Raw genomic sequence first — 20,145 nt, forward strand, 5'->3', positions numbered from 1 at the left:
AATTAAAAGAGCAAAAAAATATGGTTCATATTTATGAACTTAAAAAAACTATGATACAAGAATATATAAATCAACTCAACGAAGCTCAACGTGCACCCGTGCTACAAAAAGACGGCCCAATGATTGTGATCGCCGGTGCCGGTTCCGGAAAAACACGTGTGCTCACAATGCGAATTGCCTATTTAATGAGTCTTGGCGTTGATGCGTTCAACATTTTATCACTCACGTTTACCAACAAAGCGGCTCGCGAAATGAAGAAGCGAATTTCCGATATCGTGGGCAGTAACGAAGCCAAAAACCTTTGGATGGGAACTTTTCACTCGGTTTTTGCTAAAATTCTTCGCATCGAAGCTGAAAAATTAGGTTATCCAAGCAATTTCACCATTTATGATGCTCAAGATAGTGTTCGCTTAATCGGAGCCATCATCAAAGAAATGCAACTTGACAAAGACATTTATAAACCAAAACAAGTTTTTAGCCGAATTTCATCCTACAAAAATTCGTTAATCACCGTAAAAGCCTATTTCAATAATCCGGAATTGATGGAGCAAGATGCAATGAGTAAAAAACCACGAATTGGTGAAATATACAATAATTATGTGGAACGTTGTTTCAAATCGGGAGCAATGGATTTTGATGATTTGTTATTAAAAACCAACGAATTACTGAATCGTTTTCCGGATGTGTTGGCCAAATACCAAGACCGTTTTCGCTACATTTTGGTGGATGAGTACCAAGATACGAATCACTCGCAGTATTTAATTGTTAGAGCTTTGTCTGATCGTTTTCAAAATATTTGCGTGGTGGGTGATGATGCTCAAAGTATTTATGCGTTTCGTGGAGCCAACATCAATAACATTCTGAATTTCCAGAAAGATTATGCTGATGTGCAACTATTCCGTTTAGAACAGAATTACCGTTCTACCAAAAACATTGTAGAAGCAGCGAATTCCATCATCGATAAAAACAAAACCAAACTTGACAAAGTCGTTTGGACACATAATCAAGACGGTCCAAAAATAAAAGTCAATCGCAGCATTACCGATGGAGAAGAAGGTCGTTTTGTCGCTTCCACCATCTTCGATGAAAAAATGCGAAACCAAATGAAAAACGGTGAATTCGCTATTTTATATCGAACCAATGCTCAATCCCGTGCGATGGAAGATGCCTTGCGAAAACGTGACATCCCGTACCGAATTTACGGTGGATTATCTTTTTACCAGCGTAAAGAAATCAAAGATGTGTTGTGTTATTTGCGATTGGTTATCAATCCAAAAGATGAAGAAGCATTGGTGCGAGTAATCAATTATCCCGCTCGTGGAATTGGTGATAGCACAATCGAAAAATTGACTGTTGCGGCCAATCATTACAAGCGTTCCATTTTTGAGGTGATGGAAAATATTGATAAAATTGACCTCAAACTCAATTCAGGAACCAAACGAAAACTCGAAGATTTTGTAATGATGATCAAAAGTTTTCAAGTTATCAATGAAAACCAAGATGCTTTTTTTCTTGCCGATCACGTTTCTAAAAAAACCGGATTGGTGCAAGAACTCAAAAAAGATGGAACGCCCGAAGGAATTGCGAGAATTGAAAACATCGAAGAATTACTAAACGGTATCAAAGACTTCATCGAAGGTCAAAAAGAAATTGATGGAGCACGAGGAGCCTTATCAGAATTTTTAGAAGATGTAGCATTAGCCACCGATTTAGACAAAGACACCGGCGACGATGACCGTGTGGCTTTGATGACCATTCACTTATCCAAAGGATTAGAATTTCCAACCGTTTTTGTGGTCGGAATGGAAGATGATTTGTTTCCGAGTGCGATGAGTTTAAATACACGAAGCGAGTTGGAAGAAGAACGTCGTTTGTTTTATGTCGCATTAACCCGAGCTGAACATCAGGCTTATCTCACGTATGCTCAGTCCCGTTACCGATGGGGAAAATTAATGGACAGCGAACCTTCTCGTTTTATCGAAGAAATTGACGACCAATATTTGGAATACATTAGTCATACCGAATCCGGATATCGTTACAAACCGATGATGGATATGGATATTTTTGGTGATGTAGACAAATCCAAATTACGATTAGCAAAACCAACTAATGGAACTCCACCTAAAAAATATGGCGAAGAACCGACTTCAACAATAAGAAAACTAAAACCCGTTTCCGGCAACGCACCATCTGGAAATAATCTGTTTGATTCCGGTTTAGTTCCCGGTAATATCGTTATGCACGAACGATTCGGCAAAGGTCAAGTGTTAAACCTCGAAGGAGTAGGAGCAGATAAAAAAGCCGAAATTAAATTTGATGTGGGTGGGATTAAGAAGTTGTTGCTCAGGTTTGCGAAACTAGATGTTATTGGCTAGAAAATGGTGATTGGTGAAAGGTAATGGGTAAAAGGAAGTTGATTAATAAAAACCAATTTTGAATAGAAGCTCTCTCAATTTTGTCATTCCGACGCAGGAGGAATCTCATAAAAAATAATGAATAATTAAAAAAAAACTAAGCTTCTCAGTTTCTCAGCAACTCAGAATCTCAGCAACTCAGAAAAAAATGAAATACTCAAGACTATCCAAAGAACAATTCGAAGCCCTTCATCAAGAATTTGCTAATTTTTTAGCCACACAATCCATTGACAAAAAAGAATGGGATGAGATAAAAACCAATAAACCGGAAGTAGCTGAACAAGAACTCGACGTTTTCTCCGATTTAATTTGGGAAGGTGTTTTGGCTCAAACCAATTATTTAGAGCATTTTTCTAAAAATCATATTTTTCTATTTCATTGTTTGGAAACAGAAGTCAAATCCATTGTTTTAAAAACCTTAGAACCCGAAGTAGATTTTATGACGTCACAAGGTTTGGAATGGATGGTGAAAAATTTGTTCACCGACGCCATTGATATTCACGTAGGTCGAAAAGAATACCAAGGCGAACGAAATGCCGCTATTTTTGACATCATCCAGCAAGGAGCGATTTTAAGTGACGGACAATTGTACCAACAAATTGATAATATTGTAAACGCAAACTAAAAACTCAGCAACTCAGCGACTCAGTAACTCAGCAACTCAGACCATGGATATCCAAACCACAATTCAATCCCTTCGTGACGAACTCAGCCAACACAACCACAACTATTACGTGTTGGATAAACCCACTATTTCCGATTTTGAATTTGATCAATTATTGAAAAAATTACAAGATTTAGAAATGCAGCATCCGGAGTTTTTTGATGAAAATTCGCCAACGCAACGGGTAGGAGGAAGTATTACTAAAAATTTTACTACCGTTGCTCACGAACATCGAATGTATTCGTTGGATAATTCGTATTCTACTGAGGATTTAATGGATTGGGAAGTTCGAATTCAAAAAATATTGGGAAATGTTGATTTGGAATATACGTGTGAATTAAAATATGACGGTGCATCGATTAGCATCACTTATGAAAACGGAAAATTAAAAAAAGCTGTGACACGTGGCGATGGTTTTCAAGGTGATGAGGTGACGAATAATGTTAAAACCATTCGTTCTATTCCACTGCAGTTAAAGGGAAATTATCCCCCAAAGTTTGCTATTCGAGGTGAAATTATTTTGCCTTTTTCTGGTTTTGAAAAAATGAATCAGGAATTGATTGAAATTGGTGAAACGCCGTATTCCAACCCAAGAAACACCGCTTCGGGAAGTTTAAAATTACAAGATAGTGCAGAAGTGGCCAAACGTCCGTTGGATTGTTTGTTGTATTTTATAGTGGGAAATAATCTTCCGTTCAAAACACAATTTGAAGGATTGGAAACAGCCCGTAAATGGGGATTTAAAGTACCAACGCAAGCCAAATTAGCCAAAAATATGCAAGAAGTGTTGGAATTCATCACCTATTGGGATGTTCACCGACACGATTTACCATATGAAACAGATGGAGTTGTAATTAAAGTCAACAGTTTGCAACACCAAGACGAATTGGGTTACACCGCCAAATCACCACGTTGGGCAATGGCATATAAATTCAAATCGGAGCAAGTTTCCACCCGATTAAATTCAATTTCGTATCAAGTGGGAAGAACGGGAGCGATTACGCCTGTTGCCAATTTAGAACCGGTGCAATTGGCAGGAACGATTGTGAAAAGAGCTTCGTTGCACAACGCGGATCAAATACAAAAATTAGATATTCGCATTGGTGATAAAGTTTTTGTGGAAAAAGGTGGCGAAATTATTCCGAAAATTATTGCCGTTGCCGAAAGAGGAAATGAATCTTTTCCAACGGTTTACATTACCAATTGTCCCGAATGTCAAACTGCTTTAGAGCGAAAAGAAGGCGAAGCCAATCATTATTGTCCGAATTTTTATGGTTGTCCGCCACAGATTGTTGGTCGTATTCAGCACTATATTACCCGAAAAGCAATGGACATTGAAGGATTGGGTGGCGAAACGGTGGCGTTGCTTTATCAAAATGGTTTAGTAAAAAATTATGCAGATTTGTATGATTTAAAAATCGAACAAATTCTTCCGTTGGAACGAATGGCTCAAAAAAGTGCGGAGAATTTAATCAACGGCATTGAAAAATCAAAAGAAGTCCCGTTTGAACGGGTTTTGTATGCGTTGGGAATTCGGTATGTAGGCGAAACAGTCGCTAAAAAGTTAGCGAAACATTATAAAAATATTGATGCCATTGCGAATGCCAGTTTGATGGATTTGATTTTGGTAGATGAAATTGGTGATAAAATTGCCCAAAGTGTCATCGAGTTTTTTGAGAATATTGAAAACAGAATAACCATCGAACGTTTAAAAGCGGTTGGAATTCAGTTTGAATTAGTTGAAAACAACACACAAGTAAGTGATAAGTTTGCCGGAAAAACGTTTGTTGTTTCCGGTGTTTTTGAAAAATTTTCTCGTGATGATTTAAAGAAAGCCATCGAAGACAACGGCGGAAAAGTAGGAAGTTCCATTTCTACCAAAACGGATTATGTGGTAGCCGGAGAAAATATGGGCCCGGCAAAATTAGAAAAAGCCAATCAATTAAAAATTGCAATTATTAGTGAAGAGGATTTTTTGGGGATGATTGGGAATTAGGGTTTGATTAGGAATTAAAATAATTATCAAATTTTAAAGAATCAGATAGTTGGATAAATTGGTTAATATACAAGTCGCACATAATTATGAATAAACCTATTACAATCATATTGATTTTACTCTTTTCTATCCAAATAGTGTTTGGACAGAATGATAATTCAAAGAATAATTGGGACAAAATTGTGATACACGATGTTTATGTGGGTTGGTCATATTTTGACAACAAATTTCAAATTAAAAAGGAAGATTTATTACTTACTTCTTTAGAAAAACCCGACTCGATTATCAAAAAAGTTGATCCTAAATTAATTAATGAAATAGTCGGTCTACTACAGAATAATGGTGAATCATATTTATCAAAAGAGTCAATGAGCTTTTTTGGAAAAGATTCATTATGGCTTGATCAGAATGCTGCAAAATTATGGAAAGAATATAGGAAAAACTGGAAAAAGACAAAGGAAATAGATTCAATTGCAATCGGTGCAATAAAAGATGTTAGAAAAGCAAACAAAATAGCTATATCACTTCAAGGTTCGAATAGCACGGATGATTATCCATTTGTTTTTATCCAATTAATTAATAAAAATGATACTTTGTCTGTATCTTCAAATGGGCAATACCCATATATGTTGCCTTGGCACATCAAAAAACATAAAGTTTATAATTCTAGATTGTCTGAATTAATCGCTGAATTATTACCAGATAAAGTTCCAAGCAATAAAGAACGATTAAGTGGTAAAGATTTTAATTATCATTTTATTAATGAATTTTATCGAGAATTTATTAAAGACAAAGAAAATTACTTAGAGGCAAGAAATAAATATTCGAGAGCTTTTAAATTATTAGAAAAAGAATTTGAAATTAAGAAAGCTGAGATTGTAGATATGTCTTCAATTGAATGGGGCGGAGACTTTGGCAGGCGTTGTCTTGAAATGTCTTTAAAGGATTCTATAGTTTCAAAAAACGTTGAATTTTATACAATTTTCGGAACAAATAAGATTATGAACTCGCCTAAGACAATTCTTTATGAAAAAGATAAATTGATTAATCGATTAAAATTAAATCCAATCTATAATTATACTTTAAATTGCGATAATTGCCTCGGAGAAATACATTGGGTTAATTCTAAATCTTTGAGTAAAGAGGCAGAAAATTCTTTTAAAGAAGATTTAGCAGATAATGGTATTGATAAAAATAAATATAACGGTAGATATAAGGACGCCATTTTCTATGAGTTAACAGAAAAAAGAGATACTGAAACAAGCTTTTCTAGATGGATTTTTCTTAAAGATGGTACATTAATATTATGGCAATTAAAAGGGAATTATTTAATGACTTTTCCCAAAGGTTTTGTTGAAAATAAAGGTTATATATGTAAAGAAATTGTGTTAAATAAATAAATTAGCCAAACACTACAAAAGTATTGATTCAATTGCCAATGCAAGTTTGATGGATTTGATTTTAGTAGATGAAATTGGTGATAAAATTGCTCAAAGTGTCATCGAATTTTTTGAGAATATTGAAAATAGATTAACCATAGAACGTTTAAAATCGGTTGGAATTCAGTTTGAAATAGTGGAGAAAAACACACAAGTAAGTGATAAGTTTGCCGGAAAAACATTTGTAGTTTCCGGTGTTTTTGAAAAATTTTCTCGTGATGATTTAAAGAAAGCCATCGAAGACAACGGCGGAAAAGTAGGAAGTTCCATTTCAGCCAAAACGGATTATGTGGTAGCCGGAGAAAATATGGGCCCGGCAAAATTGGAAAAAGCCAATCAATTAAAAATTGCAATTATTAGTGAAGAGGATTTTTTGGGGATGTTGAATAATTAATTTATACTTATGAATGATACAAAAAATAAAAACATAATAACTCTCGGAGAATTCAAAGAGAAAAATTATGGAAAATTAGGAACGAAAGAACGTGATGAACTTGAATTTGGATATAAAAATTTCAAGATTGATGAATTGAATCGTATTTCTTCTTTGGAAATAGAAATATCTGAGGAGTAGTTCCTTAACAGTACAATTCCCTAGCCCGTATTGCAGCAAAAATCTTTGTGCCGTTGCGGTTTAGTTTTTCTTAAAAGCGGGAAGCGACCAACGGAAGGTACTTAGCTATTTTTTGTTTAACAAATTCAAGTTTTAAATTAGTATTCTTTTAAGTTTGTTAATTACATTTATCAAATGAAACGAATAAATGAGCCAATTGAATTAATTACACCGGACAAAGAAAAAGTGGTACTTTGGAAAATTGCCAATCTAACAAACGAGAAGAATGTTTTCTTGACTCACGGAACTTTTTCGGATAAAAAAACAGTAATAGGATTGGCTGATTTTTTAGTAGAAAACGGATACAATTGCTGGGTTTTAGAATGGCGAAGTCATGGAAATAGTCCAAAATCGACAACTCAATTTGATTTTGAAACCATCGCTTTAAATGACATTTATAGTTCATTTGACTATTTAGTTCATAAATTGAAAATTACTAATTTAAGTTGCATAACCCACAGCGGTGGAGGAATTTGCTTGACGATGTTCTTGTTGCAGTATACAAATTTTCAACAATATGTTGATTCAATCGTGCTGTTTTCTTGTCAAGCGTTTAGTATAAACTATTCAAAATTAAATTATACCAAGCTTTTAACTGCAAATTTTTTTTCTGGTTTATTGGGAATTGTTCCAGGCAAAAGATTAAAAATTGGTAACCATAACGAAACGTACTTCACCATGCGGCAATGGTTTAATTGGAATTTAAAAAGTAAGTTTAAAGGAAAAGACTTTGATTATTTACCCAAAATGAAAACCCTAAGAATGCCAATCTATTCCATTTGTTCAGTAAATGATAAATTTATTTCTCCGCCAAAAGCATGCGAAACTTTTTTAGACGCATTTGATAATGAAAAAAATGTTTTTGAATGTTGTAGTCTATTGAGTGGATATCTTGAAGATTACAATCATTCACGCATAATCTTATCGAAAAATTCTAGAAAGGAAATATATCCTAAAGTACTAAATTGGTTGATTTCTAACGAATGATATTTTTTTAAGTTTAGAAAAATGTTTTTTTATTGCACAATTCCCTAGCCCGTATTGCAGCGGAAATCTTTGTGCCGTTGCGGTTTAGTTTTTTCTTAAAAGCGGGAAGCGACCCACGGAAGCTCTCCCGATTTTTTAGAAAAACAAACCGGAACAAACAAAATTGGAGCGGAAAGACGGAATAGCTTCTAATAAAAAAAAAGCGTATATTTGCACGCAATTTAACTACAAATTGCAACCATGAAAGCACACTCGACAAAAATCATCGGCGAAGGTTTAACTTACGATGATGTTCTGCTGATACCAAACTACTCTGAAGTTTTACCCCGCGACGTAAGCATTCAATCTAAATTTTCCCGAAACATTACACTCAACGTTCCAATTGCCTCAGCTGCAATGGATACCGTGACCGAAAGTTCGATGGCGATTGCCATGGCTCAAGAAGGCGGTATTGGCGTTTTACATAAAAATATGTCGATTGAACAACAAGCGGCGAAAGTTCGAAAAGTGAAAAGGGCAGAAGCCGGAATGATTATCGATCCTGTTACTTTACCTTTAACAGCAACAGTTGGCGATGCAAAAGCAGCGATGCGTGAATTTAGCATTGGCGGAATTCCGATTGTAGATGAAAACGGAATTTTAAAAGGAATTGTGACCAATCGTGATTTGCGTTTTGAAAAGATAAATTCCCGTTCCATTTTAGAAGTGATGACGACTGAAAATTTAATCACCGCTGAAGAAGGAACAACTTTGCAACAAGCCGAAGGAATTTTACAGCAAAATAAAATTGAAAAACTTCCGGTAATTGATAAAAACTACAAATTAGTGGGGTTAATCACCTTTCGGGATATTACAAAATTGACTCAAAAACCAATTGCGAATAAAGATAAATTTGGTCGTTTGCGTGTGGCTGCTGCTCTTGGAGTGACGGCTGATGCGTTAGAACGTGCCACAGCTTTGGTGAATGCGGGTGTGGATGCGGTTATAATCGACACAGCTCACGGACATACGCAAGGTGTGGTAACGGTTTTAAAGCAAGTGAAAGCAAAATTCCCTAATTTGGATGTGGTGGTTGGAAATATCGCTACACCCGAAGCGGCATTATATTTAGTTGAAAACGGAGCCGATGCGGTGAAAGTTGGAATCGGACCCGGTTCAATTTGTACCACACGAGTGGTTGCCGGAGTTGGATTTCCACAATTTTCTGCGGTATTGGAAGTTGCAGCTGCCATAAAAGGTAGCGGAGTTCCGGTAATTGCGGATGGTGGAATTCGTTATACAGGAGATATACCAAAAGCGATTGCTGCCGGAGCTGATTGTGTGATGTTAGGTTCGTTATTAGCCGGAACAAAAGAATCGCCAGGTGAAACCATTATTTTTGAAGGAAGAAAATTCAAATCGTATCGCGGAATGGGTTCGGTGGAAGCGATGCAAGAAGGATCAAAGGATCGTTACTTTCAAGATGTGGAAGATGATGTGAAGAAACTAGTTCCGGAAGGAATTGTGGGCCGAGTTCCATACAAAGGCGAATTAAACGAAAGTATGCAACAATTCATTGGCGGTCTTCGTGCCGGAATGGGTTATTGTGGAGCAAAAGATATTCCGACCTTACAAGAAACAGGCAGATTTGTGCGAATTACAGCTAGTGGAATAGGGGAAAGCCATCCGCATAATGTGACGATTACGAAGGAAGCTCCGAATTATTCGAGGTAATTTTTATAAAACCATAAAAAGTATAAAAACCATTAAGGTATTAAGTGTCATTAAGCAATGTAGACTTAATGCAATTTAATACCTTAATGGTTTAAAAAATGATGTGTTTTTAAATTTATGGTAAGGTTTCGTGGTTTTTCATTGGGCATTATCTGCTAGTGAGACAGGATTACCTTCGGTGAACCTGAGTGGGGGAAACCTTACCCAAAACAAAAATCCTTGACACTTACAAAAGTAAACTTTTTATTTTTAGTTGAATTTTGTGGTAAGGTTTCTTAGAATTTCATAGGACATTATCTGCTAGAGATAGAGGATTACCTTCGGTGAGCCTGAGTGGGGGAAACCTTACCCAAAACAAAAACCCCTGACACTTACAAAAGTAAACTTTTGACGTGTCAGGGATTTTTGTTTTGTGGGGAGAGCAGGATTCGAACCTGCGAAGATGTAATCAGCGGATTTACAGTCCGCCCTCGTTGGCCGCTTGAGTATCTCCCCCCTGCATTATGCGGTTGCAAATATAGAATTGTTTTTACATTGTACAAACCTTTTTTATTGATAATTTTTAAGAAAATGATAAGCGTTTGGGAATGAGTAGAATAAAAAAATCCCCAAATAGGGGATTTTAGTTTATTATCTGCTTCTAAAATTATGAACCTAATAGTTCAATAACTTTAGCTTTTAACTCGTCTCCTCTTAAGTCTTTGGCAACAATTTTTCCGGAAGCATCCAAAATAAAAGTAGCCGGAATACTTTGAACATTGTATTTCTTTGCGATTGGATCACTCCAATACTGTAAGTTAGAAACTTGTGGCCATGTTAGTTTGTCAGCTAAAATAGCATCTTTCCATTTTTGACTGTCACCTTCTTTTTCCAAAGAAACTCCAATAATGTTTAATCCTTTGTCATGAAGTTCATTGTATAAAGCCACTACATTCGGATTTTCTTTACGACAAGGAGCACACCAAGAAGCCCAAAAATCAATGATTGTTACTTTTCCTAATGATTCTTTTAACGAAACTATTTTTCCTTCCGGATTAGGGGCAGAGAATTCTGGAGCTGCTTTCCCTACCTCGGCGGAACTTCTATTTGAAATTAATTCACCAACACTTTTACCTGGTTTTGTATCTTTAACAGATTTATCAAGATTATTGAATGTTTTTTGAAGTTTTTCAAAGTCTGCATCAGGTTGCATTAACATGTTTTGTATCATTAAAACACTGATGAATGCTTTTGGGTTACTTTCTGCGAATTTGATGTTATAATCTTTAAGTTCGTCATTCAATTTCACAAAATTATCTCTTAAACTATTCATAGTCATGGAATCGTTTGTTTGCATGGCCAATTCCATTTTTTCCTTATTTAAGGTTCTAAAGTCGGCAATTTTTTTCTGAATAGCGTTTTGATCTTTATTGTAAATAGCGAATTGCTCATTATTATAGGATCCTCCGATAATCGATTTATTGATGCTATCTTTGAAAGCTTTTATGTTAATTTCACCGTTTTCTAAAACGAATACTAATTTCCCTTGAACACTATCAATTTGAATAAAACGTAATTCTGGTTCATTTGTAGTTCCCTTAAACTCAAACTTTCCATTTATAATAATAGCGGTATCGGTTGGTTTTACTCCCATTCCGTTTTCGTCTAAAGTTTCTAAGATAGCAAGTTTTCCATCTGCAATACCTTCAACAGTTCCACTAACAATAAATTCATTCTCATCTAATTTGTTACATGCTACAAATAAAGATGCTGTAATAAGTAATACAAGTATTTTTTTCATTTTTATGATTATTAATTTCATTTGCAAAAGTATCTAAAATATTAAACTAGAGTAGCACAGATTAACTTATTTTTAAACTTATTTACTAGCTTTTTTGAATTGGTTAAAAATGAATTTGTTGAGAATATAAAATTTATTACTTTTAGTGAAAATGAATAATGTAATTTATGTCAGTGAATAGCACCATCAAATGGGGAATAATTGGTTGTGGAAACGTAACTGAAAAAAAAAGTGGCCCTGCCTATTCAAAAATAGAGGGTTTTGAATTGTTTGCCGTGATGCGAAGAGATGCGGAAAAAGCAAAAGACTATGCTCTTCGACACAATGTTCCACATTATTTTACAAATGCAGACGAGTTGATTAATCATCCTGAAATTGATGCTGTTTATGTTGCAACTCCGCCAGACACACATAAATTTTATGCTTTGAAAGTCGCTCAAGCCGGAAAAACGTGTTGCATCGAAAAGCCAATGGCGGTTGATTATCAGGAATGTTTAGAAATTTTAAGAGCTTTTGAAGATAAAAATTTGCCTTTGTTTGTTGCTTATTACCGTAGATCGTTGCCTCGATTTAATCAAATTAAGCAATGGCTAGAGAAAGTCGAAATTGGCGAAATACGTCATATTAGTTGGTATTTAAGTAAAACTCCTTCTCCAATTGATTTAGCTCAAATAGACAATTGGCGAACCGATTCTAAAATTGCTCCTGGCGGCTATTTTGAAGATTTAGCCAGTCATGGACTCGATTTATTTGTGCATTATTTTGGAGAAATTACTTCGGTTAACGGAATTTGTTTAAACCAGCAAAAATTATATTCCTCAAAAGATGCTATTGTTGCAAACTGGTTGTATAAATCGGGTGTAACCGGATCAGGAACTTGGAATTTTGGCAGTTTTGAACGAAAAGATAAAGTAGAAATTATCGGTAGTAAAGGTAAAATTGAATTTGCAGTTTTTGATGAGGTTCCACTTTTACTTACTAATCAAAATGGCACAAAAGAAGTTTTTATCAATCATCCTGAAAATATCCAGTTGTATCACGTTCAAAATATGCGTGATCATCTTTTGGGAATTTCTGTTCATCCTTCTCTCGGAAAATCTGCCGCTCATACCAATTGGGTGATGGATAAAATTTTAGGGCTATAATAATTTTTAGACGTTATTAAATTTCAAATACAACGTAAATAACACTTAAAAACGGTTTTTCCACATTTTTACTACTAATAATTTATTGTATCAAGCACTAACTTTTTTGTAAAAATTGCAGAAGTTTTAGTTGATTGATTTATAATAAATATTGCTTTGAGTTCTTAAATAAAATATTTTTTAGTAGTTTATTATAGTTGAAACAGTCTATTTCACTTTTATGTAACATACGTTACAACTTTTATTATGTGGATGACCTACTTTTGAAAAAACTATTACTTTATGAAAGTTCTTAAGTTCATATTATTCGTATTATTTTTGACTAGTTGCCAAAATGGTAAAAAGGAATATCAAACAGTAGAAGAACAAAATGCTATTGCTCCTCCTTTTGATCCACTTGAAGCGAAAAAACTCATGGAAACCCATTGTTATCTATGCCATAGTCCCTCAGCTAATGAAAATCAAGGTAGAATTGCTCCGCCAATGGTGGCCATCAAAGCCAGGTATATTGATCGAGAAGGGTATAATAAAGCCGAATTTATTGAAAATGTGAAAGCGTTTGTAGCCAATCCAACAGAAGACAAAGCCTTAATGTATGGTGCGGTAAAAAAACACGGACTAATGCCCAAACAATCTTTTCCTGAAGGTAGTATTGAAAAAATTGCTGCTTTTATGTATGACTATCATATTGAAGAACCTGGATGGTTTGAAGCCCATTGGGAAGGTCACGGTAATAAAAATTGGATACAATCCGGTAAAAAATATGAAGAAGGTGAAATTGAAAAAACTTATGCTGATATCGGATTGGAATATGCTTTGAGCACCAAAAAAATATTGGGTAAAAATTTAATGGAAGCGATTCAACAAAAGGGAACAATGGAAGCCTTGACCTTTTGTAACATTCAAGCGATCCCTTTAACGGATAGTATGTCTACACAGTTTAATGCTACCATAAAAAGGGTTTCTGACAAGAATCGAAACCCTAATAACAAAGCTAATGCAGAAGAATTACACTATATTGCTCAATTTAAAAAAGATTTGGTTGACAAAAAAGACATCAAACCTATTGTTCTTGAAAAAGGAGATAATATTCAATTTTATTATCCGATTGAAACCAACACATTGTGTTTGCAATGCCATGGAAAACAAATCAAACCGGAAGTGCGACGTCAAATTTTGAAATTATATCCCAGGGATTTAGCGGTTGGATATGATGAAAATGAAGTGCGTGGGATTTGGAGTATTTCTTTTAAAAAATAATTTAAAAAGTTAAAAATGAACGTATTTATTGAGGTCGAAAATATTAAATGTGGTGGTTGTGTGAATAGCATAAAATCAAATTTATTAAAGATTGATCAAGTGGATGATGTAGAAATTAGTATTGAAGAAAACACCATTTTTGTAACGGGTTTAGTTCAAAAATCTGCTATATTGTCTAAATTAAATGAATTAGGTTACCCTGAAAAAGGAACTAATTCTGTCTTAAAAAAAGCTAAATCATATGTAAATTGCGCTATTGGTAAACTAAATGAATAAAAAAGGAATAATTATCACGGGAATTGGGGTTGTAATCGGACTGATTTTGGGTTATGCCTATTATCATTATATTGGTTGTTTGAGTGGAACTTGTGCCATCACCTCCAAACCATTAAACAGCACTTTATATGGAGGTTTAATGGGTGGTTTATTGTTTAATTTGTTTGTAACTTCCCCCAAGAAAAAAGAATGATGAAACAATTTTGGGACGAACGTTATGCTGAAAAGGAGTTTGCTTACGGTAAAGAACCAAACCAATTTCTAAAAGAAAATCTTCACAAATTACCCAAAGGTAAAATTTTATTTGTGGACGAAGGAGAGGGGAGAAATGCTGTTTTTGCAGCTCAAAATGGATACGAAGTTGTTGCCTTTGATTATAGTGAATCGGCTAAAAATAAGGCCTTAACTCTTGCAAAAGAGCAAAATGTTCGGCTCGATTATTTGGTTTCTGATGTGATGGATGTACCTTTTGAAACTGAAAGTTTTGATGCGATGGTATTCATTTTTGCCCATTTTCCGACAATTATTCGCAAACAAGCTCATCAAAAGTTAGTCTCTTTTCTCAAACCCAATGGCAAAATTTTGTTTGAAGCTTTTGAAAAAAGTCAACTGCAATTTACTTCCGGAGGACCAAAAGAACTAGCCATGCTATTCTCCGAAGAAGAAGTAAAAGAGGAATTTTCGTTCGTTGGTTTCGATTTTCTAAAAACAGCAATTATTGATTTAACCGAAGGTCCGTATCACCAAGGAAAAGGTGTGGTCATTCGGTTTATTGGAACAAAACATGAAAAAAACGAGTAAAGATTACATTTTTGTTTTTATCCAATTTCTTCTTTTTGGAGCTTATACGTTTGATTTTTTTCAACCATTAGTAATTCCAAAACAGTTAGCAACATTAGGAATGGTGATTGCTTTTATCGGTTTTATGATTGCACTGTTGACTGTTTTTGAATTGAAAACCAACTTAACTGTTTTTCCAACTCCAACCCAAAAAGCGGTTTTACTAACGCATGGCTTTTTTCGATACAGTCGTCATCCCATTTACTCCGGAATTTTAATGGTAGCGTTTGGTTATGCACTTTATAAGTATTCAATTTATAAACTTTTAATTGCTGGTTTGTTATTCATTTGGTTTTATTTGAAATCAAGTTATGAAGAAAAACAACTTGCTGAAAAATTCAATACGTATAAGGAATATCAGGAGAACGTAGGACGGTTTTTTCCTAAGATAAAATAACCTCAAGTTTTTATGCTTGAGGTTATTTTTTTGACTAAAACTTATAATTCACAAATAATGTGAAATTTCTTCCGGGTTCAGTAATTGGACTTCTGCCAAAACCACTCAAGTTATTAAATGCAAATGTCAAGTGGTTGTTATAAAATTGGTCAAAAGCATTTAAAACTCCGACTCCAATATTCAATTTTTTAAATACTTTAAATCCTGCTTTTACATCCAAAATTTCGTAACCTCTCGTTTCGATTTCGTCAAAACTTTGTGATGTTTTTGGCTGTCTAGCGGTTAAGTTATAATGAATGCTAAACCAATATTTTTCTCTTTCATAGCCAATTTTAAATCGTGTAACCAATGGAGGTGTCAACGGTAAACTTTCGTTAAAATCTTTATTCTCGGTATATACATAAGCAACTTCCGTCAACAAATTAAAATAGTTGTGAAATTTTACATCTAGATATGCTTCAAATCCGGTTTTCATTGCATGGTCAATATTTCTAAAGACTTTTGGATGTATGGGAGGTGAAGTAGGATTGTACTTTCTAACAAGACTTTCATCAACAACGCCTAAAATATAATTTTCATAAATTGAATAATAAACCGAAGTTCCATAGTTGATTTGATTTAAAGTTTTGTTTTCAAATTCTTTTTTACCATTATAACTAATTTCCATTTGGTTGTTTACTTCTGCTTTTAAATTCGGATTTCCAATGTATTCATAAGGGTCTCGTCCAATGTTAAAAAAAGCAATAAAACGTTCTTCTATTGAAGCAGAACGAGTTCCTCTTCCTAATGAAACTTCAACTGATTTTGAATTGGATAGGTTGTGTTTATATGAAATATTTCCACTGTAATTGGTTTCATTACGTTTGTCAACTAACGGATATAATTCGGCAAAATCATCATCTAAATCTCTAGCTTCAGAGTTGACAAAGTCTAACCGAGAACCCAACGTTAAAGTAGATTTATCTGATATATAATATTTACTTTCAGCAAATAGACCAAATGTATTGGTGTAACTATCTTGCCAAATTTTGTCATAAAATGAGAGTGGACTTGGAAGAGGATTTCCCATCATGTTTGTTTTTACTAAACGATTTCTTCCACCATCTCGGCTCAAATTCACTACATCAAGTCCACTAAATAATTTCCATTTTGTGCCTAGATCCCACTCGGTTTCCACTTTTCCGCCAATAGTTGTGGCTTCAACCAAGGCTATTGCTTCACTATTTGCAAACGAAGGTCTTCGGTAATTACTCATGATATGATCAACAAATGAGTAGTAGACCTTGGTGTCAATTGCTTTAAAATACTTGTTTGATGCATTTAATTTATAATCTAAACTTACGATAGAACTATTATCTTCATCAGTATCCATTGGTAATCCGGCATGTAAAACATCACGACCGAAGTTTTGTCTTACGCTAATTTGTACAACTTGATTTTCTGCGATATCATAACCAATTTTAAACCCGTAACCTAAACTTTTAAATGAAGATGGTATTTCATTTTGATTTCCGTCTTCATAATTGCCATAATCACGATAGCTCACATTTCCTAAAAAATGAAATTTATTTACTTTACTCATTAAAGAGAGCATGTTGACAACAGAGTTTCCGTTACTTTCATAACCGGATGAGAGGTTTCCCGCTAATTTTGATTCACATTTGTTTGCCGAATTGGTAACCATATTGATAACGCCTCCAAAGTTTGTCCCATATCTTACCGAAAAAGGACCTTTTATAATTTCAATTCGTGATACTTCTTCAGGATTTATGAGTGTGGTAATGGGGTCCATTCGGTTCGGACAGGCATGGTAGGCTTTTATACCGCCATCATATTGAATATTCAATTGCTCATATTGTGTGGCTCTAAAAGAAGGGTCAACAGCATAGTTCCCGCGTTTTATTAATGAAAATCCATTTATATCTTGAAACAATTCCCCTGTGTTTTTAGGTTGAACTACTTTTTCTTGATAATCTGATTTTACTACCACTTGAGAGGGATCTTTTTTGCCATCTCCGGTTACAATTACTTCTTTCAAAGGAATCGTTTTTTTACTAACAGTATCGATTGTTTGGGTTGTAGCGTTTTCATTTTGTTGTGCAATGCACAGTGTGGTGCTAAAAAAAATAGCACCAATTATATTTCGCATGATAATTTGGTTTAAAAGTTACTTAAAAATCTTTTTTTTTTTTAAACAAATAACTTTTGGGTGGGGGGTAATCTGTTAGTTGAAAACTAGAATTAAAGTTTTTTTCTAAACTAAATATCAATTTTTGTTTTTCTGAAAAAGAAAAAAAACAAATTTCTTGCTCATTTATTTGATTGAAAATTATTTCTCTATCCAATAAATTAGTGATGGGAATCTTGTTTTTGGAATCTTCTTTAACTATTTTAGATAAGTGACATTTACCGTTACATTCTAGTAAAGGCTTGTCTTTGTTAGTACAATATTTTTCTGTAAATGACTTGTTATCTATGCTATATTCAATAACATAAAATGAAAGGCGAAATTGATAAATCAACACCGAAATAACAATCAAGGGTAAAAGGATATTTTGAAAATAATTTTTCACTAAAATATTTTGGTAAAGGTATTCCTCCTCATTTTGGAAATCAATGACAAATATCAGGGAGATTTTTAAAGAACTTGGTAACAAAGGTTACCTAAAGATAAGATGAACACCAGTACTTTTACCAAAAAGTTTTACTATGAAAAAATTACTTTTCACTAACTGGCATCTAATGCGGTGGATTCGATTGATTATCGCTATCGGAATTGCTTACCATGCCATAACCACACAACAGTATTTTTTCTTATTCTTTGCGGCTTTTTTTCTTTTTCAAGCCTTGTTTAATACGTGTAGTAGTGGAAATTGTCAACTACCTAAGTCTAAATAAAGAAGAATCATTAAATCAACAATAAGTTATGATAAGCTTATTGTATTAAAATTAGACTAATGTAACATTTGTTGCTTTTTATCTTCTTGATTCAGTTTACTTTAGTAAAATATTTCAGAAAAAATGACAAAAATTGTAGTTTTAGGAGCAGGAATTGCCGGACATACGGCAGCGGCTCATTTACGTAGAAAATTATCTAAAGAACACGAAGTTTTAGTGGTTTCTCCCAATCGAAATTACCAATGGGTTCCTTCTAATATTTGGGTGGGAATTGGACGAATGAAGTCAAAAGAAGTAATCTTTCCTTTGGAACCTTTATATAAGCGAAAAGGAATTGGTTACAAACAAGCCAAAGCAGTTTCTTTTCATCCTGAAGGCGATGCAACAGAAAATAAATCGTTTATTTTAGTTGAAGGAGTGTATGGAGAAAGTCTCGGTAAACAAGAAAAAGTGACGTATGATTATCTAATTAATGCAACCGGCCCAAAATTAGCATTTGATTTAACAGAAGGTTTACTTCCGGCAACCAATAAAGTATATTCGGTTTGTACTTATGATCATGCGGAACATGCTTCTGACGCTCTTCATAAATTAATAAATCAATTAAAAAAATCCGATAAAAAATCAAAAATTCTTATCGGAACCGGACATGGAAAAGCAACCTGTCAAGGTGCTGCCTTTGAATATATTTTGAATGTAGAAAAAGAACTGCAAAAATTTGGTGTTCGCGATAAAGCAGAAATTACGTGGATTTCCAACGAATATGAATTGGGCGATTTTGGAATGGATGGAATGTTGATGGAATACAACGGATTCAACATGAAATCGAAAGACATGATCGAAATGATTTTTGAAGACCGTGGAATAAAATGGATTTTAGGGGCAGCTGTTCAAAAAGTGGAAGACGGAAATGTACATTACGAAAATTTAGAGGGAGAATTTAAAACAGAAACCTTTGATTTTGCGATGCTGATTCCTGCATTTTCCGGTCATGGATTTCAAGCGTATGACAAAACCGGACAAAACATTACCGAAAAATTATTCAAAGGATTTATGGTTGTTGATGCTGATTATACTTCAAAACCTTATGAAGAATGGTCGGTTCAAGATTGGCCGGAAACCTATCAAAACCCGAGCTACAAAAATATTTTTGCACCCGGAATTGCTTTTGCACCGCCACATTCCATTTCAAAACCCAGAAAAAGCAAAAACGGCACTGAAATTTTTCCTTCTCCACCCAGAACCGGAATGCCTTCCGGAATTACAGCCAAACTAGTAGCCGATAATATTATTGATTCTATTAAACTCGGAAAAGAATCGTTACACCACAAAGGGTCATTAGGAAATATGGGAGCAGCTTGTATTGCTTCTGCCGGTTATGGACTAACACAAGGAAGTGGCGTAAGTATAACTACTTATCCCATTGTACCCGATTATAAAAAATATGGCGAAACAGGCGGTCGCGATATAAAGAAAACATTTGGTGATATTGGTTTGGCCGGACATTGGGTAAAACTATCACTGCACTACGCTTTTCTCTATAAAGCAAAAATGAAACCTTTTTGGTGGTTGATTCCTGAATAAATTAATACCGTAATAAAAAATATTAATATGCAAAGAATATCTATTTCCCAAAAAAGAAAAATGCAAAATCCATTTTTACAGTTTTTTAAGTTTTTCTATTTAAATATCAGAATATTAAAAATTGTCGCCGGAGGTCATG

The 20,145-nt window shown here is 34.3% G+C and carries 18 protein-coding genes, 1 tRNA gene and 1 pseudogene; 16 read left to right on the forward strand and 4 right to left on the reverse strand.

Annotated elements, in window-relative coordinates; all coding sequences use genetic code 11:
• Positions 1-53: 53 nt before the first annotated feature.
• The 8 genes and pseudogenes from B0I10_RS05300 to guaB all read left to right on the forward strand — a co-directional run bounded on the left by B0I10_RS05300 (position 54) and on the right by guaB (position 9,826).
• A complete protein-coding gene (locus B0I10_RS05300) occupies positions 54-2,375 on the forward strand; it encodes an ATP-dependent helicase (protein WP_112085577.1) in 2,322 nt (773 codons plus the stop codon).
• 187 nt (positions 2,376-2,562) lie between these two features.
• Complete coding sequence (locus B0I10_RS05305; RefSeq protein ID WP_112085456.1) at positions 2,563-3,039, forward strand: DUF6495 family protein; 477 nt, start codon at positions 2,563-2,565, stop codon at positions 3,037-3,039.
• Between the two features lie 43 nt (positions 3,040-3,082).
• On the forward strand, positions 3,083-5,074 hold the full coding sequence (gene ligA / locus B0I10_RS05310) for an NAD-dependent DNA ligase LigA (protein WP_112085457.1): 1,992 nt from the start codon (positions 3,083-3,085) through the stop codon (positions 5,072-5,074).
• A gap of 86 nt (positions 5,075-5,160) precedes the next feature.
• On the forward strand, positions 5,161-6,474 hold the full coding sequence (locus B0I10_RS15630; RefSeq protein ID WP_181456902.1) for a hypothetical protein: 1,314 nt from the start codon (positions 5,161-5,163) through the stop codon (positions 6,472-6,474).
• Positions 6,473-6,907 (forward strand): annotated as a pseudogene (locus B0I10_RS05320) (BRCT domain-containing protein); the annotation flags it as partial. The gene B0I10_RS15630 and the pseudogene B0I10_RS05320, both read left to right, overlap by 2 nt.
• Before the next feature lie 9 nt (positions 6,908-6,916).
• On the forward strand, positions 6,917-7,087 hold the full coding sequence (locus B0I10_RS15635) for a hypothetical protein (RefSeq protein ID WP_181456898.1): 171 nt from the start codon (positions 6,917-6,919) through the stop codon (positions 7,085-7,087).
• 174 nt (positions 7,088-7,261) lie between these two features.
• The gene (locus B0I10_RS05325) at positions 7,262-8,113 is read left to right on the forward strand and encodes an alpha/beta hydrolase (RefSeq protein ID WP_112085459.1); all 852 of its coding nucleotides are present in this window, start codon (positions 7,262-7,264) and stop codon (positions 8,111-8,113) included.
• Positions 8,114-8,353: 240 nt separating this feature from the next.
• Positions 8,354-9,826 (forward strand): IMP dehydrogenase, encoded by a 1,473-nt coding sequence (gene guaB / locus B0I10_RS05330; protein ID WP_112085460.1) that lies wholly within the window; start codon positions 8,354-8,356, stop codon positions 9,824-9,826.
• Between the two features lie 413 nt (positions 9,827-10,239).
• On the opposite strand, the gene B0I10_RS05335 is transcribed toward guaB, so the two are convergent.
• Both B0I10_RS05335 and B0I10_RS05340 read right to left on the reverse strand, forming a co-directional pair.
• Positions 10,240-10,321 (reverse strand) — tRNA-Tyr (locus B0I10_RS05335).
• A gap of 151 nt (positions 10,322-10,472) precedes the next feature.
• A complete protein-coding gene (locus B0I10_RS05340) occupies positions 10,473-11,606 on the reverse strand; it encodes a TlpA disulfide reductase family protein (RefSeq protein ID WP_181456899.1) in 1,134 nt (377 codons plus the stop codon).
• Between the two features lie 167 nt (positions 11,607-11,773).
• On the opposite strand from B0I10_RS05340, the gene B0I10_RS05345 reads away from it, so the two are divergent.
• From B0I10_RS05345 to B0I10_RS05370, 6 genes are all read left to right on the forward strand, one after another.
• Positions 11,774-12,751 (forward strand): Gfo/Idh/MocA family protein, encoded by a 978-nt coding sequence (locus B0I10_RS05345; RefSeq protein WP_112085462.1) that lies wholly within the window; start codon positions 11,774-11,776, stop codon positions 12,749-12,751.
• 282 nt (positions 12,752-13,033) lie between these two features.
• Complete coding sequence (locus B0I10_RS05350) at positions 13,034-14,011, forward strand: c-type heme family protein (protein ID WP_112085463.1); 978 nt, start codon at positions 13,034-13,036, stop codon at positions 14,009-14,011.
• A gap of 15 nt (positions 14,012-14,026) precedes the next feature.
• Positions 14,027-14,287: a heavy-metal-associated domain-containing protein gene (locus B0I10_RS05355; RefSeq protein WP_112085464.1), complete on the forward strand. Its 261-nt coding sequence runs from the start codon at positions 14,027-14,029 to the stop codon at positions 14,285-14,287.
• On the forward strand, positions 14,280-14,480 hold the full coding sequence (locus B0I10_RS05360) for a DUF6132 family protein (RefSeq protein WP_112085465.1): 201 nt from the start codon (positions 14,280-14,282) through the stop codon (positions 14,478-14,480). The genes B0I10_RS05355 and B0I10_RS05360 overlap by 8 nt, the downstream gene beginning before the upstream one ends.
• Positions 14,477-15,088, forward strand: a complete 612-nt coding sequence (locus B0I10_RS05365) for a class I SAM-dependent methyltransferase (RefSeq protein ID WP_220086189.1) — start codon at positions 14,477-14,479, stop codon at positions 15,086-15,088. Before B0I10_RS05360 ends, B0I10_RS05365 begins: the two co-directional genes overlap by 4 nt.
• Positions 15,072-15,524, forward strand: a complete 453-nt coding sequence (locus tag B0I10_RS05370) for a methyltransferase family protein (RefSeq protein ID WP_112085466.1) — start codon at positions 15,072-15,074, stop codon at positions 15,522-15,524. Before B0I10_RS05365 ends, B0I10_RS05370 begins: the two co-directional genes overlap by 17 nt.
• 34 nt (positions 15,525-15,558) lie before the next feature.
• On the opposite strand, the gene B0I10_RS05375 is transcribed toward B0I10_RS05370, so the two are convergent.
• Together B0I10_RS05375 and B0I10_RS05380 are read right to left on the reverse strand one after the other, a co-directional pair.
• The gene (locus B0I10_RS05375) at positions 15,559-17,673 is read right to left on the reverse strand and encodes a TonB-dependent receptor domain-containing protein (protein WP_112085467.1); all 2,115 of its coding nucleotides are present in this window, start codon (positions 17,671-17,673) and stop codon (positions 15,559-15,561) included.
• A 22-nt stretch (positions 17,674-17,695) separates the two neighbouring features.
• Positions 17,696-18,097 carry a hypothetical protein gene (locus B0I10_RS05380; RefSeq protein ID WP_112085468.1) on the reverse strand — a complete coding sequence of 134 codons (402 nt, stop codon included), beginning with the start codon at positions 18,095-18,097 and terminating at the stop codon, positions 17,696-17,698.
• A 136-nt stretch (positions 18,098-18,233) separates the two neighbouring features.
• On the opposite strand from B0I10_RS05380, the gene B0I10_RS05385 reads away from it, so the two are divergent.
• On the forward strand, positions 18,234-18,422 hold the full coding sequence (locus B0I10_RS05385; protein WP_112085469.1) for a hypothetical protein: 189 nt from the start codon (positions 18,234-18,236) through the stop codon (positions 18,420-18,422).
• Positions 18,423-18,545: 123 nt separating this feature from the next.
• Positions 18,546-20,006, forward strand: a complete 1,461-nt coding sequence (locus B0I10_RS05390; protein ID WP_112085470.1) for an NAD(P)/FAD-dependent oxidoreductase — start codon at positions 18,546-18,548, stop codon at positions 20,004-20,006.
• Positions 20,007-20,145 lie beyond the last annotated feature (139 nt).

It is taken from the genome of Flavobacterium lacus (genome assembly GCF_003268815.1).
In the GTDB taxonomy this organism is placed as follows: domain Bacteria; phylum Bacteroidota; class Bacteroidia; order Flavobacteriales; family Flavobacteriaceae; genus Flavobacterium; species Flavobacterium lacus.

What these genes read in the sequence shown, in the direction of transcription:
- B0I10_RS05305 (WP_112085456.1), top strand. Translation starts at nt 2,563, where the DNA reads ATGAAATACTCAAGACTATCCAAAGAACAATTCGAAGCCCTTCATCAA.
- ligA (WP_112085457.1), top strand. Translation starts at nt 3,083, where the DNA reads ATGGATATCCAAACCACAATTCAATCCCTTCGTGACGAACTCAGCCAA.
- B0I10_RS15630 (WP_181456902.1), top strand. Translation starts at nt 5,161, where the DNA reads ATGAATAAACCTATTACAATCATATTGATTTTACTCTTTTCTATCCAA.
- B0I10_RS15635 (WP_181456898.1), top strand. Translation starts at nt 6,917, where the DNA reads ATGAATGATACAAAAAATAAAAACATAATAACTCTCGGAGAATTCAAA.
- B0I10_RS05325 (WP_112085459.1), top strand. Translation starts at nt 7,262, where the DNA reads ATGAAACGAATAAATGAGCCAATTGAATTAATTACACCGGACAAAGAA.
- guaB (WP_112085460.1), top strand. Translation starts at nt 8,354, where the DNA reads ATGAAAGCACACTCGACAAAAATCATCGGCGAAGGTTTAACTTACGAT.
- B0I10_RS05340 (WP_181456899.1), bottom strand. Translation starts at nt 11,606, where the DNA reads ATGAAAAAAATACTTGTATTACTTATTACAGCATCTTTATTTGTAGCA.
- B0I10_RS05345 (WP_112085462.1), top strand. Translation starts at nt 11,774, where the DNA reads ATGTCAGTGAATAGCACCATCAAATGGGGAATAATTGGTTGTGGAAAC.
- B0I10_RS05350 (WP_112085463.1), top strand. Translation starts at nt 13,034, where the DNA reads ATGAAAGTTCTTAAGTTCATATTATTCGTATTATTTTTGACTAGTTGC.
- B0I10_RS05355 (WP_112085464.1), top strand. Translation starts at nt 14,027, where the DNA reads ATGAACGTATTTATTGAGGTCGAAAATATTAAATGTGGTGGTTGTGTG.
- B0I10_RS05360 (WP_112085465.1), top strand. Translation starts at nt 14,280, where the DNA reads ATGAATAAAAAAGGAATAATTATCACGGGAATTGGGGTTGTAATCGGA.
- B0I10_RS05365 (WP_220086189.1), top strand. Translation starts at nt 14,477, where the DNA reads ATGATGAAACAATTTTGGGACGAACGTTATGCTGAAAAGGAGTTTGCT.
- B0I10_RS05370 (WP_112085466.1), top strand. Translation starts at nt 15,072, where the DNA reads ATGAAAAAAACGAGTAAAGATTACATTTTTGTTTTTATCCAATTTCTT.
- B0I10_RS05375 (WP_112085467.1), bottom strand. Translation starts at nt 17,673, where the DNA reads ATGCGAAATATAATTGGTGCTATTTTTTTTAGCACCACACTGTGCATT.
- B0I10_RS05385 (WP_112085469.1), top strand. Translation starts at nt 18,234, where the DNA reads ATGAAAAAATTACTTTTCACTAACTGGCATCTAATGCGGTGGATTCGA.
- B0I10_RS05390 (WP_112085470.1), top strand. Translation starts at nt 18,546, where the DNA reads ATGACAAAAATTGTAGTTTTAGGAGCAGGAATTGCCGGACATACGGCA.